The sequence below is a fragment of the Amycolatopsis sp. TRM77291 genome (assembly GCF_054166285.1).
Window position 1 is genome coordinate 6,031,403 of the sequence record NZ_JBSZHF010000001.1, and the last position, 13,847, is coordinate 6,045,249.

Consider the following 13,847-nt stretch of genomic DNA (forward strand, 5'->3'; position numbering starts at 1 on the left):
CCTTTGCTACCACTTAAGTAGGCATGCTAACCAACTGATAGCAAAGGTCCCTTGCTCCCGCTCAAGTCCGTGAAGGCCTCCCTGCCTACCCTCAAGGTAGTGAAGGAGGCCTTCACTACCTTGAGCGGCTAAGGCACGCCCAACCACAGCCCCTCAGTGCGGCACCCAAAGCGTCACCCGCGTCCCCCGCCCCGGCTGCGAATCGATCGTCCCCCGCCCGCCGACCTCCGCCAGCCGCGCCATGATCGACTGGCTGATCCCGAAGCCCGGCGGCCGGTCCAGCATGCTGAAGCCGGTCCCCTGATCTCGCGCGATGACCGCGACACCGCCTTCGCTTTCCTCGACGCGAAGCACGACCTGGTTCGTCCGGGCGTGCTTCACGGTGTTTCGGAGCGCTTCGCGGACGGCGTCGCGGATGGCGGTCCGGCGGGCGTGCGAGAGCCGGTAGTCCTGTTCGGTCTCGGCGGCGACGAGTTGGGTGCGGAGGCCGTCGCGCGCCATTTCGGTGGCGACCTCGGCGAGGTCCGCAGCGAGGCCGCGAGCCGACGGAGCGTCCGGGCCGAGCAGTTCGCGGCGTAGTTCGGCGGCCTGCGCCCGCGCGGTGGCGCGCATTTCGGCGAGCCGTTCCGAGGCCGCCGAATCGTCGTCCGGCGCCTCCAGCCCCATCGCCTCCAGCGTCTGCAAAACGCTGTCGTGCATGACCCGCTGGGTCCGCAGGCGTTCGGCCCGCTGGCCCCGGCGCATCCCGATCCCCAGCGCGAACCGGGTCCCGACGCCGAGCAGGATCAGGATCCCCGCCGTGGTCACCATCGCCACGACGAGCGCGACCATGCACCCCACCGACCGGCTCACCGCGAGCGGATGGTCGAGCGGCAGCCCGCCGATCCAGGTCAGGAACGCCCGGAACGGCGCGGCCGCGATCACCAGCGCGAGCGCCGCGGGCAGTCCGAACGACAGCGTCCACAACGCGACCGTGCCGACCATCCACGTCCACGCGACGTCGACGGCGAACGGCTGGATGCCGGCGGGCGCCGCGGCGGCCACGATCGTCGTGAGCACCACGCCCACGGCGAGATCCGCGTACATCAGCCGCCCGGACGTCTTCGCCCGGATCCCGCGGCCGCGCACCACCCACCAGACCGCGAGGACGTTGAGCAGCATCCCGATGATCGTCGTGCTCAGAACGGGCACGATCCCCGCCGACCCGTTCGAGACCAGGAAACCGATGTACACCTTCGGAAACGCGGCCACGCGGTAGAAGATCGGGCCGAGCGCGGAATAGCGGATCGCGCGCATCAGCAGCGTGTCCGCGGAGTCTTCCCGGTAGCGCCAGTCGGGCACGGAATCGGGGTCCGGTGCTTCGTCGGCCGGGCTCGCGCCCAGTACCGAAGAACCCTTTCGCAACATCGCGCGCACGAACGTGACCGGTTGAGACTCGGACATCCGCCGCCCTCCCCGCGTCCGATGTGTCGAGCCTGGCAAAGCGGGCAACCCGCGTCAAGACGGCCGAATGCGCAGCTCCGCGACGAGAAGTTTGACCAACGCGCCGAGCCGCTGACGTTCGGGCTGGACGGTCGGCACCCCGGCCGCTTCCAGCGGCGCCGCGGTCACCGGTCCGACGCACGCGCACAACACCGGACCTCGCAGTGCGTCAAGGAGTTCCTCGCGACGCGACCCCGCCAGCGTCAGCAGGTTCGCGGCCGCCGGCGCGGAGGTGAAGGCCAAAGCCTGCAGGCGCCCGGAAATGACGCTTTCGACGAGTTCGTGCACAGGGGCGACGTCGGCGGGCGAAAGCCAGCGATACGGCTGCGCCTGGACGACCTCCGCGCCGGCGTCCCGCAGCGAGCCGGTGAGTTCGGGCAGCAGGGTGCCGTGCAGCTGGACGGCGACCCGCTCCCCGCGCACCCCGGCGTCTCGCAATCCTTCGAACAGTTCCGCGTTGCTCTCTTCGGGCGCGGAGAACTCCTCGCGCAGCCCCTCGCCCCGCACCGCGCCTGCCGCTTTCGGCCCCCGCACGAAGATCCGTGACGCCGCCAGCCGCTCCAGCAACCGCTCGCGCGAGCCCCAGCCTTCGGCCGCCGAAAGCCAGCCGCGGAATCCGGCGCCGGTGGTGACCGCGGTGAACCCGACCGGCCGCGCCAGCACGGCCTCCGTCGCCGCCCGCAGCTCGGTGTCGTCGGGCAGCGGGACGATCCGGATCGTGGGCGCGTGCAGGACGGTCGCGCCGTGCCGCGTCAGCGCGCCGATGAAGTCGTCGGCCCGCCGCTCGGCGGTGATCCCGATCGTGATGCCGTCCAGGTCAGCCATAAACCGCGCCCATCTTCCCGATCTCCTCCGCCAGCCGCTCGCGCAGCTCCGGCGGTTCGAGCACTTCGAGGTTCCCGCCGAACCGCAGTAGTTCGCCGACGGCCGGTTCTCCCGGTTCCACGGGCAGTTCCATCGTCAGCCAGCCGTTTTCGTCCGGTTCGGCGTCCGCTTCCCGCAACGCCCGTGCTCCGACGGCCCCGAGATAGAACGGCACCAGTATGCGGGCGAACTCGTTCAGCCGGACCACCGCCATCCGCGAGTACATCCGCTTTTCGAACTGCTCCGACCACTCCTGCCAGTAGCGCGCGAGGTCGAAGTCCGACGGCCGCTCGAAGACCTCGCCGAGGTCTTCGAGCTCTTCGATCCGGGAGACCCGGTAGGTCCGGTCGCTCCCGTCGCACCGCGCCGCGAGATACCAGTTCCCGGCCTTGAGGATCAGGCCCAGCGGGTCGAGGACGCGCTCGACCTTCCGCTGCCCCCAGCGTTCGTACCGGACCCTGATCCGCCGCGCGTGCCAGACCGCGTCGGCCAGTTCGGACAGTCGCGGCAGGCTTTCGATCCCGCGATGCCAGCCGGGAACGTCCAGAAAGAACCGCTCGGAGATCTTGCTCGCCCCGGCACGCAGCTCCGCGGGCATGGCCGCGTGCAGTTTGAGCTGGGCGGCGGCGAGGACCGTGCCGAGCCCGAGCTCGCCGGCCGCGCCCGGCAGACCGGCCAGCGAAAGCGATTGCGCCTCCTCCTCGGTCAGCCCGGTCAGCCGCGTGCGATAGCCGTCGACCAGCTGATATCCCCCCGTGCGCCCGCGATCGGCGTACACCGGCACGCCGGCCGCGGACAGCGCCTCGACGTCGCGGTAGACCGTCCGGACCGACACCTCCAGCTCGGCGGCCAGCTCCTCGGCGGTCATCCGGCCGCGGTTCTGCAGCAGGAGGAGAACGGACAGGAGCCTGCTCGCGCGCATGGATCGAGTATCCCAGAAAACCTGACACATCCTGACAGGTTTGGCTGACAGGGTGAACCCATGAACACGTTCGCCGTGAAGAACTGGGAAGAATCGATCGTCAGCGGCACCGACGGCGGCCCGCGCGTGGCCTACGCGCACGCCACGTTCGGCTACAACGGGCTGATCGAAGGCGAGTCGATCCTCGACTACCTGCTGTACTACGCGGGCGAGGGCTACGACGGCGACGGCACGTCGGCGCCGGGCTTCGAACGGATCGAAGGCAGCGTGGACGGGCGCAAGGGAAGCTTCGTGATCAAGCACGACACCGGGTTCGACACGAAGGGCATCTCGTCGAAGTTCACGATCGTCGAGGGCTCCGGAACGGGTGAACTCGCCGGGATCACCGGCACCGGCACCACGACCGGCGTCCTCGGTGAGCCGACGATGTCGTACACACTCGATTACTCGCTCTGAGGAGGACCAGTGCTCGAGGTCGATCGCGAGCAGGTGCTGGCGTACCGGATCGCGGCCCACGGCCTGCACCGTGAGGAGACGGATCCGGCCGCGGCGGCCGTGTTCGACCTCGGACTGCAGGATTCCGTGCGGGACACCGCCCTGTTGGGCCTCGCCGCCCGGATCGACGGCTACATCACGCCGTCGGTCTGGGACGGCGAACGGTTCGTGCTCGCGTGGACGCATCGCGGCGCGCCCCATTTCCACCGCCGCGCCGAGCTGGACGCGATCCGGGCGGCGCTCGTTCCGCTCGACGAAAAGGACGCGATGGCACGGATCCTGTGGCAGCGCAAGCAGGTCGAGGACGCGGGCATGTCCGCGACGGACGCGCTGTTCACCGCGGCGAAGGCGATCCGCGAGGTCGTCACCGGCGTGCTGACCAAGGGCGCGGTGAGCGGCGCGGTCACGAAACTGATCCCCGAAGGCCTGTCGTACGCCTGCCGCGGCTGCGGTGTAGTGCACATCTACGAGCAGCTGATGCGGGTCGCGTCGATCCACGCCGGGGTCCGGCTGGAAGCGGGCGCGACGCCGGCGACGCTGGCACCGCTGGAAGGGCGCGGCCGCCTCAAGACGTCGCCGGACGTCAAGGCGGCCGAACGCGTCATCGAGAATTACCTGCGGATCAACGGTCCGGCCTCCCCTGGCGACGCCGCCGCGTACGTCGGGACGACCCGCGCCGGCGTCGACGCGATGTGGCCGGGCGGCCTGGTCGAAGTCCGGGTCGACGGCAAGAAGGCGTTCCTGCCGGAAGACCGCGTGCCGCTGCTGGAGAAACCGCCGGAGCCGGACGTGGTGCGCCTGCTGCCGCCGCTGGACCCGTTCGTCCAGGCGCGTGACCGCGCCGTGCTGGTGCCGGACAAGGCCCGGCAGAAGGAGGTCTGGAAGATCCTCGGCAGTCCCGGCGCGCTGCTGGCCGGCGGCGAGATCGCCGGCGTGTGGCGGGCCAAGGCGAGCGGGAAGAAACGGCTCGACTTCACCGTCACCTCGTTCGACGCCCTTCGCCCGGCCGTGCGGAAGGCGGCCGAGGCGGAGGCCGCCCGTGTCGCCGCCGGCCGGGAGTTCCCCGACCACCGCGTCATCTGGTCGTGAGTGACGTCCCGCATTTCGTCCTCTGGATACGGTAGTTGCACGCGCAAGGACCGCATCCAGAGGACGAAATGCGGGCGTCAGGGGTCGACGGCCAGGCGGTAGCCGCGTTTCACCACCGTCTGGACGAGTTTCGGCGACCCCAAAGAGCTCCGCAGGCGCCCGATGGCGGTCTCGACGGCGTGTTCCTCGCCGCCGTCGGGCAACGCGGAGATCAGCTCCCGCCGGGAGAACACCCGCCCCGGTGACTCCGCCAGCGCCCGCAGCATGGCCATCGGCGCGGGCGCGATGTCACACCACTGGCCGTCGACCAACGCCGCCTGACCTCGCAGTTCGATACTCCGCCCGCCCGCGGTCAGCCGCGGCGAACGGGATTCCAGCGCGTCGGACACCGTCCGCGCCAGCGCCCCGATCCGCGACCGCGCGGGCTGGACCGTCGGGACCCCGAGCGCGGCCAACGGCGCCGCGGTGATCGGCCCGACACAGGCCGCCACCACCCGTTTCTCCAGTGCCCGCACGATTCCCGGCAATCGCCCGGTCCGTTTCGCGACCGCCAGCATGGACGCCACCGCCGGAGCGCTGGTGAACGGCAACGCGTCCACCGAACCGTCGAGGACGCCGTCGAGCAGCCGGTCCAGCGGGCCGGGATCGGCGGGCCCGACCCACCGGTACACCGGAACCTCGATCACCTCGGCGCCCGCCGCGCGCAGACTGTCCACAAAGTACGGAAGAGGCTCGCCGTGCAGCTGCACCGCGATCCGCTGACCGTCCACACCGGAATCGAGCAGATGCCGCAGCACTTCGGCGTTGCTCTCCGAGGCGGGCGAGTAGTCCTCCGAAAGCCCGGCCGCGCGGATCGCGCCCTTCGCCTTCGGACCGCGAGCCAGCAGCGACGACTTCCCGAGCCGGTCGAGCAGCTCCTCCCCCAGCCCCCAGCCCTCGGCCGCCTCGACCCAGCCGCGGAAGCCGATCCCGGTCGTCGCGACGACGGCGTCGACCCGGTCCTCCAGCAGGCGCTGGGTGGCCGCCCGTAGTTCGGTGTCGTCGGCGAGCGGCACGATCCGGATCGCCGGACCGTAGCGCACGGTCGCACCCTTACGCACGAACAGCGCGCCGAGCTCGTCAGCTCGCCGCGCCGCCGTGACCCCGATGACGAATCCCGCCAGGGGAAGGACTTCTGTCACGGTGAGAATTCCACCTCCACGACACCCTCGGTCACCCGCACCGGATAGGCCGCGATCGACACTCCTTCGGCATCGAGACAAGCGCCGGTCCGCAGGTCGAAACGTTCCTTGTACACCGGCGAAGCCACCACGGGGACGCCGCCCGCGTCGCCGACGATGCCTCGCGAAAGCACCGCCGCACCGCTGATCGGATCCATATTGGACAGTGCGTACCACCGGTCGCCGGGCAGCCGGAAGATCGCCACCTGCGTCCCGCCTTCGAGCAGGGCGGCGACCCCGGACCATTCGGGAACGGCACCGGCCGCGCAGACGGCGGTCCAGGTGCGCTGGATCGAGGTCGTCACTGTTTCACCTCCGGGATGCCCAGCAGCACGGGCACCTTCTGGTCACGTTCGGTGCGGAACGAGATCGTCGGATCCGGCGTGCCCGGCGCGTTGACGAACGAGGTGAACTTCGCCAGCTTCTCCGGGTCTTCCAGCACGCCCCGCCATTCGTCGGCGTAGTCGCCGACGTGTTTGGCCATCGCCGCGTCGAGGTCCTCGCAGATGCCGAGCTTGTCGTCGACGATCACCGCGCGCAGGTGGTCGAGACCGCCCTCCATCTCCTCGACCCACGGCGCGGTGCGCTGCAGGCGGTCGGCCGTGCGGACGTAGAACATCAGGAACCGGTCGATCGTGCGGATCAGCGTCTCCGTGTCCACTTCGGACACCAGCAGATCCGCGTGCCGCGGGGTCGCGCCGCCGTTGCCGCCGACGTAGAGGTTCCAGCCCTTGTCGGTGGCGATGATGCCGAAGTCCTTGCTCCGCGCCTCGGCACATTCCCGCGCGCAGCCCGAAACGGCGGACTTCAGCTTGTGCGGCGAACGCAGGCCGCGGTAGCGCAGCTCCAGCTCGATCGCGAGCCCGACACTGTCCTGCACGCCGTAGCGGCACCACGTCGAACCGACGCACGACTTCACCGTGCGCAACGACTTCCCGTACGCGTGCCCCGACTCGAACCCGGCGTCGACGAGCCGCCGCCAGATCAGCGGGAGCTGGTCGACGGTGGCGCCGAACAGGTCGATCCGCTGACCGCCGGTGATCTTGGTGTACAGCCCGAAATCCATCGCCACCTGCGCGATCACCATGAGCTTCTCCGGCGTGATCTCGCCGCCGGGGATCCGCGGGACCACCGAGTAGGTCCCGTTGCGCTGGAGGTTCGCGAGGAACTTGTCGTTGGTGTCCTGCAACGTCGCCTGCTCGCCGGCGAGGATGTGCCCGTTGCCCAGCGTGGCCAGGATGGACGCGATCGCCGGTTTGCAGATCGCGCAGCCGGTTCCGGTGCCGTAGCGGTCGATCATCTCGCTGAACGTGGTGATCCGCGTGGCCTGGAGGATCTGGAACAGCTCCGCGCGCGACTGCGTGAAGTGCTCACACAGCGCCTTCGACTGCTCGACACCGCAAGCCGTCAGCAGCTTGCCCAGCAGCGGGACACACGATCCGCACGCCGTGCCCGCTCGCGTGCAGCCCTTGATCTTGGCGACCGAATCGCAGCCCTCTTCGGTGATCGCGTGCGTGATCGCGCCCTTGGAAACCGCGTTACAGGAACAGATCTGCGCGGCGTCGGGCAGCGCGTCGACACCGACCGCGGCGCCGCCACCGGCCGGGGCGAGGATCGCGCCGGGTTCGGCGGGCAGCGGCCTGCCGACCATCGCGCGCAGCGTGTTGAACTCGCTCGCGTCGCCCACCAGCACCCCGCCGAGCAACGTCTTCGAGTCGTCCGAGACGACGAGCTTCTTGTACGTCCCGGCGACGGCGTCGTTGAACGCGACCTCCAGCGCACCCTCGGTCGCCGCGTGCGCGTCGCCGAAGCTGGCGACGTCGACGCCCATGAGCTTGAGCTTCGTCGACATGTCCGGCTCGGGGAACGTGCCCTCGCCGCCGGTCAGCCGCGCCGCGACGATCTCCGCCATCGCGTACCCGGGCGCCACGATGCCGTACACCTTGCCGTCCACGGCAGCGCATTCACCGATCGCGTACACCGCCGGATCGGACGTCCGGCAGGTGTCGTCGACCAGGATCCCGCCCCGCGCGCCGACTTCCAAGCCGGACGAACGCGCCAGATCGTCACGCGGCCGGATACCGGCGGAGAACACCACCAGGTCGACGTCGAGTTCCGTGCCGTTGCCGAGCCGCGCGAGGTAGCGCTCGCCGTCCGGCTCGATGGCGTCGGTCGACGTTCCCGTGTGGACTGTCACGTCGAGGTCGGTGATCAGCCGCCGAAGCAGGCCGCCGCCGCCCTCGTCGACCTGCAGCGGCATCAGGCGCGGCGCCATCTCGACCACATGCGGCGAAAGACCCATGTCCCGCAACGCCTTCGCGGCCTCCAGCCCCAGCAGCCCGCCGCCGATGACGACCGCCGAACGACGTCCGCGCCCGGGCCGCTGAGCGGCTTCCCGGATGGCGTCGAGGTCCTCGATCGTCCGGTAGACGAAGCAGCCAGGGAGATCATGGCCCGGCACCGGCGGAACGAACGGCCGCGAACCGGTCGCCAGCACGAGCGAGTCGTACGGCTGCTCGTATCCGGCCTCGGTGACGACGACCTTGCGGTCCCGGTCCACCGAGGCGACGGCGTCACCGAGCCGCAGCTCGACCAGCGGGTCGCCCGCGTAGTCCGCGCCTTCCAAGGCGAGCGAGGCCGGATCCCAAGTGTCCACATAGGACGTCAGGGCGACGCGGTCGTACGCGGGGCGTGCCTCCTCGGCGAGCACCACGACCTGCCACTCGCCTGCCTTGTCCTCCGCACGCACCGCTTCGACGAGCCGGTGCGCGACCATGCCGTGTCCGACGACGACGAGTTTCCGCATCAGACCTCCGCCCCGGCGAGCGCCAGACCCCGGGTGCTCGCCACTTCCGACTGCTGTTTGCGCAGGTACACCGCCCAGGTGACGGCGAAGCACAGGCCGTAGAAGACGAGGAAGGCGATGAACGCCGGCACCCCGCTCTTCGTGTCCGCGAACGACTGGCGGAAGGCCAGGTTGATGAAGAGCCCGCCGAGCGCGCCGATCGCTCCGGCCAGCCCGATCAAGGCCCCGGAAAGCTTGCGGGCCTTGAGCATCTCCAGCGTCTCGTCGGCGCCTTCGCTGATCGCGACCTTCGCCTTGGCACGGAAGATCGCCGGGATCATCTTGTACGTCGAGCCGTTGCCGATACCGGTGAGCACGAACAGCACGATGAACGCGACGGTGAACAAAGCCAGGGAGTTCGACGTGGACGCCAGGATCAACACCACGGTCGCCGCGGCCATGCCGACGAACGTCACGAAGGTGATCTTGCCGCCGCCGATCCGGTCGGCCAGCCAGCCGCCGGTCGGACGCGAGAACGAGCCGAGCAGCGGGCCGAGGAAAGTCACCGCGGCCGCCTGCAACGGAGTGCGGCCGAACTGGTTCTGCAACACCAGGCCGAAGGCGAAGCTGTACCCGATGAACGAACCGAACGTGCCGACGTAGAGGAACGACATCACCCAGGTGTGCGGGTCCTTGACGACCTCGCGCATCGCCTTGGTGTCGCCCTTCATCGAGGAGAGGTTGTCCATGTAGAAGTACGCGCAGACCGCCGCGACCACGATGAGCGGGATGTAGATCGCGAGCACCACACGGGGCGCGGTCGCACCGACGGTGCCGATGACCAGCAGGCCGATCAGCTGGATCGCCGCCACACCGAGGTTCCCGCCGCCCGCGTTGAGCCCGAGCGCCCAGCCCTTGTGCTTCTCGGGGTAGAACGCGTTGATGTTGGTCATCGACGACGCGAAGTTCCCGCCGCCGACGCCGCCGAGCGCGGCGATCAGCAGGAACGTGCCGAGCGAAGTGCCCGGTTGCATCGCGATCGCCGCCAGGATCGTCGGCGCCAGCAACAGCAGCGCGCTGACGATCGTCCAGTTCCGGCCGCCGAACCGCGCCACCGCGAAGGTGTACAGCGGCCGCATCAACGCACCGATCAACGTCGGCGTCGAGACCAGCAGGAACTTGTCGGCGGCGGAGAAACCGTACTGCGGCCCCATGAACAAGACCATGACCGACCACAGTGTCCAGACGGAGAAGCCGATGTGCTCGGCCAGGATGGAGAACCAGAGGTTCCGCCGGGCGATCTTCTTCCCGGTCTCCTCCCAGAACCGCTCGTTCTCCGGATCCCAGTGCTCGATCCAGCGCTTTCCACGAGCGTGCATGAGGTCCTCCTTGGTGGATGCGTTCGGGTTCACTGGGCGGCCAGCCATTTCGCGACCCCGCCGACGGCGTCCTTGCAGCCGCCGCAGCCGGTCGTCGCGCGGGTCGCCCCGGCGAGGGCGGGGACGTCGGTGGCGCCGCCGCGCCACGCTTCGACGAGCCGCCCCTTGGTCACCGCGTTGCAGCGGCAGATGACCGCCGACGCGGGCAGATCGGCCGGGCTCGCCGCCGACGGCGCCCCGGGCGGCAACGAGCGTCCTAAAAGGACCGCCAGCCGGTCTTCGGGTACCGGAGTTCCCCGGTCGTAGAGTTGCGTGATCGTCGCGGCCGCGTCGGGCAGGCCGAGCAGGATCGCGCCGGCCACCCGGTTTTCCCGGATGACGAGCTTCCCGTAGCGGCAGCCCGCCGGGTCGCTGAAGGTGAGCACTTCGGCGGTCGGGTCGTCCGCGCCGGTCATCGTCTCGCCGAGCGCGGTGAGGTCGATGCCGCGGGCCTTGAGCCGTGTCACCGCCTGGGTGCCGCGATAGCGTGACGCGGATTTCGTGCCGGTGACCAGATCCGCGACGACGGTGGCCTGTTCCCACGCGGGCTGCACGAGGCCGCCGAACGCGCCCGGATGATTCGCGCAGTCGCCGATCGCGTGGATCCGGCCGTCGCTGGTGCGCAGCAGATCGTCGACGACGATGCCGCCTTCGACGGTCAGCCCGGCGTCCACGGCCAGTTTCGTCTCGGGCCGGACACCGGTGGAGACGACGATGAGATCGGCGGGTACGTGCGTGCCGTCGTCGAGTTTGAGCCCGTCGCCGCTGACGTAGCGCGCGGCCCCGACGCCGAGCCGGAAGGCGACGCCGAGTTCTTCGAGCTTCCTGGTCAGCACCCGCGCGGATTCCGCGTCGAGCTGACGTTCCATGATGTGCGGCATCGGATGCACGACGGTGACGAGGTTCCCGCGTCCGGCGAGGCCCCGCGCGGCTTCCAGGCCGAGCAACCCACCGCCGAGGACGGCCACCGGCGCCCCCAGTTTGGCGGCGTCGAGAATGCGCGCGCAGTCGTCGAGCGTGCGGAACGCGACGACATCCGGGCCGGGTTCGAGCCCTTCGACCGGCGGCATCCACGGGTTCGCGCCGGTGGCGAGCACGAGCGCGTCGTAGTCCACAGTGGACCCGTCGTCGAGGTGGACCCGGCGCGCGTCCCGGTCGATCGACGTCGCGGAGACACCCCGGCGCAGATCGGCGCGGGTGCGGGACGACCATTCGTCGTCGTGCAGCCGGACGGCCTCGGGCCGCATGGTGCCGGCGACCACCGACGAGAGCAGCACCCGGTTGTATGCGGCGTGCTCCTCCGCGCCGACGACGGTGAGCCGCACGCGCTCGCCATCGGGATCGCGGCGCTGGATCTCGTCCGCGAGCCGCGCGCCCGCCATCCCGTACCCGGCGATGACCACCGACCGGGGGCTCACGCGACGGCCTCGGCCGGGGCGAGCGCGACCGCGCACACCTTGAACTCGGGCATCCGGCTCGTCGGGTCGAGCACCGGGTTGGTCAGCAGGTTCGCCCGGCCCTCGCCGGGGAAGTGGAACGGCAGGAACACGAGGTCGGGACGCAACGACGCCACACAGCGGACGCGTGCGACGGTCTTCCCGCGGCGGGAGCGCACGGCGGCGAGATCGCCCTCGGCCAGCCCCGCGCGGGCAGCGGTGTCGGGATGAACTTCCACGAAGGCCTCCGCCACGACGTCGTTGAGTTCTTTGACCAGCCGGGTCTGCGCCCCGGACTGGTAGTGCTGCAGGACCCGCCCGGTGGTGGCCTGCAAGGGGAATTCGGCGTCGGGCAGCTCGGCCGGGCCGACGTGGTCGACCGGGACGAACCGCGCGCGGCCGTCCGGGTGGGCGAAGGAGTCGAGGAACATCCGCGGCGTGCCGGGATGCGATTCCGCCGGGACGGGCCAGTAGAGTGCCTCGCCGGCCCGGAGCCGGTCGTAGGTGATGCCCGAGTAGTCTGCGACACCGCCCTTGGAAGCCTGCCGAAGCTCGGTGAAGACGGTCTCGGCGTCCGTCGGGAACCGCCCGTCGGGCTGGCCGAACCGGCGGGCGAGCTCGGAAAGCACGTAGAGATCGGTCTTCGCGCCGGACGGCGGGTCGATCGCCTTGCGGCGCAGGAGGATCCGGCCTTCGAGGTTGGTCATCGTGCCGTCCTCCTCGGCCCATTGGGTGACCGGCAGGACGACGTCGGCCATCGCCGCCGTCTCCGAAAGGACGAGGTCCGAGACCACCAGGAAGTCCAAAGAGGACACTCTGTCCTGGATGTTCCCGGCACCGGGCGCGGAAACGACCAGGTTGCTGCCGAACACCATCAGCGCGCTCGGCCCGCCTTCGGTGCCGAGCGCCTCCAGCAGCTCGACCGCCGATCGGCCAGGCCCCGGCAGGGATTCCGGCGGCACGCCCCACACACCGGCGACGTACTCGCGGGCCGCGGGGTCGTCGATCTTGCGATAGCCGGGCAGCTGGTCTGCCTTTTGCCCGTGCTCGCGACCGCCCTGTCCGTTGCCCTGCCCGGTCAGGCAGCCGAATCCGGAACCCTTGCGCCCCGGCAGGCCGAGGGCGAGCGAGAGGTTGATCCAGGCGTTGACCATCGCGGTGCCGTTGGCGTGCTGCTCGGTGCCGCGCGCGGTGAGGACGTAGGCGTTGCGTGCGGCGGCGAGCTTGGCGGCGACGCGACGCTGGTCCGCGGCGGAGACACCGGTGATCTGCTCGACGCGCTCCGGCCACCAGGCCGCGACCGAACGCCACAATTCGTCGAAGCCGTTCGTCCGTGCGTCCACATAGGACTGATCGAGCAGGCCGTCGGCGACGACGGCGTGCAGGATGCCCTGCGCGAGCGCGAGATCGGTGCCCGGCGCGGGCTGCAGGTGCAGTCCGGCGAGTTCGGCGGTCGGCGTGCGGCGCGGGTCGACGACGATCAGGTCCGCGCCCCGCAGGTGCTGGGTGAACGGCGGCATCGTCTCGGCGGGGTTCGCGCCGATCAGCAGGACCGCGTCCGCGTCGGCGAGATCCGTGACCGGGAAAGGCATCCCGCGATCGGCGCCGAACGCCTTGATCCCGGCGGCCGCCGCCGACGACATGCAGAACCGGCCGTTGTAGTCGATCTGGGAGGTGCCGAGCGCGACGCGGGCGAACTTCCCCAGCAGGTACGACTTCTCGTTGGTCAGCCCGCCGCCACCGAAGACGGCGACCGAGTCTGCCCCCTTGGCCGCGCGGATCTCGGTGAGCCGCTTCGCGACGAGGTCGAGGGCCTGCGGCCAGGTCGCGGGCCGGAGCTCGCCGTCGACCCTGATCAGCGGTGTCGTCAGGCGGGAGGGCGAGGTGAGGAGCTCCCCCGACGTCCAGCCCTTCTGGCACAGGCCGCCGGCGTTGACCGGGAAGTCACGCGGGGCGACCCGGGCGCCGTCGAGGCTCATCCCGCACTGCAGGGCGCAGTACGGGCAGTGCGTGTCCACCGCGGTCACGGTGGGGGCGGTGAGCGGCACGGGCACCTCCTCCAGGCGTCGATAGCGCTTGAAGGTAGGTAGGCCGTGTTACCTGAAAACTCCTGAATGTTTCAGGCGTTTGACATTG

General features: G+C 70.2%; 11 protein-coding genes. 2 read left to right on the forward strand and 9 right to left on the reverse strand.

The features are described from left to right. Positions 1-153: 153 nt before the first annotated feature. Genes ACXIZN_RS27635 through ACXIZN_RS27645 form a run of 3 tightly spaced genes read right to left on the reverse strand, consistent with a single transcriptional unit; the run spans position 154 to position 3,268 of the window. The gene (locus tag ACXIZN_RS27635) at positions 154-1,443 is read right to left on the reverse strand and encodes a sensor histidine kinase (protein ID WP_457957860.1); all 1,290 of its coding nucleotides are present in this window, start codon (positions 1,441-1,443) and stop codon (positions 154-156) included. Positions 1,444-1,497: 54 nt separating this feature from the next. Next, positions 1,498-2,307, reverse strand: coding sequence for a uroporphyrinogen-III synthase (locus tag ACXIZN_RS27640; protein WP_457957862.1), 810 nt, complete (start codon positions 2,305-2,307; stop codon positions 1,498-1,500). Further along, complete coding sequence (locus ACXIZN_RS27645; RefSeq protein ID WP_457957864.1) at positions 2,300-3,268, reverse strand: helix-turn-helix transcriptional regulator; 969 nt, start codon at positions 3,266-3,268, stop codon at positions 2,300-2,302. The genes ACXIZN_RS27640 and ACXIZN_RS27645 overlap by 8 nt, the downstream gene beginning before the upstream one ends. Before the next feature lie 60 nt (positions 3,269-3,328). Here ACXIZN_RS27645 and ACXIZN_RS27650 point away from each other — a divergent pair, with 60 nt between their 5' ends. Further along, positions 3,329-3,724, forward strand: a complete 396-nt coding sequence (locus ACXIZN_RS27650) for a DUF3224 domain-containing protein (RefSeq protein WP_457957866.1) — start codon at positions 3,329-3,331, stop codon at positions 3,722-3,724. 9 nt (positions 3,725-3,733) lie between these two features. Further along, on the forward strand, positions 3,734-4,852 hold the full coding sequence (locus ACXIZN_RS27655) for a winged helix DNA-binding domain-containing protein (protein WP_457957867.1): 1,119 nt from the start codon (positions 3,734-3,736) through the stop codon (positions 4,850-4,852). A 77-nt stretch (positions 4,853-4,929) separates the two neighbouring features. Here the strand turns inward: ACXIZN_RS27655 and ACXIZN_RS27660 are convergent, their stop codons facing one another. Genes ACXIZN_RS27660 through ACXIZN_RS27685 form a run of 6 tightly spaced genes read right to left on the reverse strand, consistent with a single transcriptional unit; the run spans position 4,930 to position 13,690 of the window. Next, positions 4,930-6,033 (reverse strand): uroporphyrinogen-III synthase, encoded by a 1,104-nt coding sequence (locus ACXIZN_RS27660; protein ID WP_457957869.1) that lies wholly within the window; start codon positions 6,031-6,033, stop codon positions 4,930-4,932. Next, complete coding sequence (gene nirD / locus ACXIZN_RS27665) at positions 6,030-6,377, reverse strand: nitrite reductase small subunit NirD (protein ID WP_457957871.1); 348 nt, start codon at positions 6,375-6,377, stop codon at positions 6,030-6,032. Before nirD ends, ACXIZN_RS27660 begins: the two co-directional genes overlap by 4 nt. Continuing rightward, positions 6,374-8,878 (reverse strand): nitrite reductase large subunit NirB, encoded by a 2,505-nt coding sequence (gene nirB / locus ACXIZN_RS27670; RefSeq protein WP_457957873.1) that lies wholly within the window; start codon positions 8,876-8,878, stop codon positions 6,374-6,376. Before nirB ends, nirD begins: the two co-directional genes overlap by 4 nt. Continuing rightward, entirely contained in the window at positions 8,878-10,236 is a 1,359-nt protein-coding gene (locus ACXIZN_RS27675; RefSeq protein WP_457957875.1) for a nitrate/nitrite transporter, read from the reverse strand. Before ACXIZN_RS27675 ends, nirB begins: the two co-directional genes overlap by 1 nt. Before the next feature lie 29 nt (positions 10,237-10,265). Then, positions 10,266-11,693, reverse strand: a complete 1,428-nt coding sequence (locus tag ACXIZN_RS27680; protein WP_457957877.1) for an FAD-dependent oxidoreductase — start codon at positions 11,691-11,693, stop codon at positions 10,266-10,268. Continuing rightward, positions 11,690-13,690: a molybdopterin oxidoreductase family protein gene (locus ACXIZN_RS27685; RefSeq protein ID WP_457960611.1), complete on the reverse strand. Its 2,001-nt coding sequence runs from the start codon at positions 13,688-13,690 to the stop codon at positions 11,690-11,692. Before ACXIZN_RS27685 ends, ACXIZN_RS27680 begins: the two co-directional genes overlap by 4 nt. Positions 13,691-13,847 lie beyond the last annotated feature (157 nt).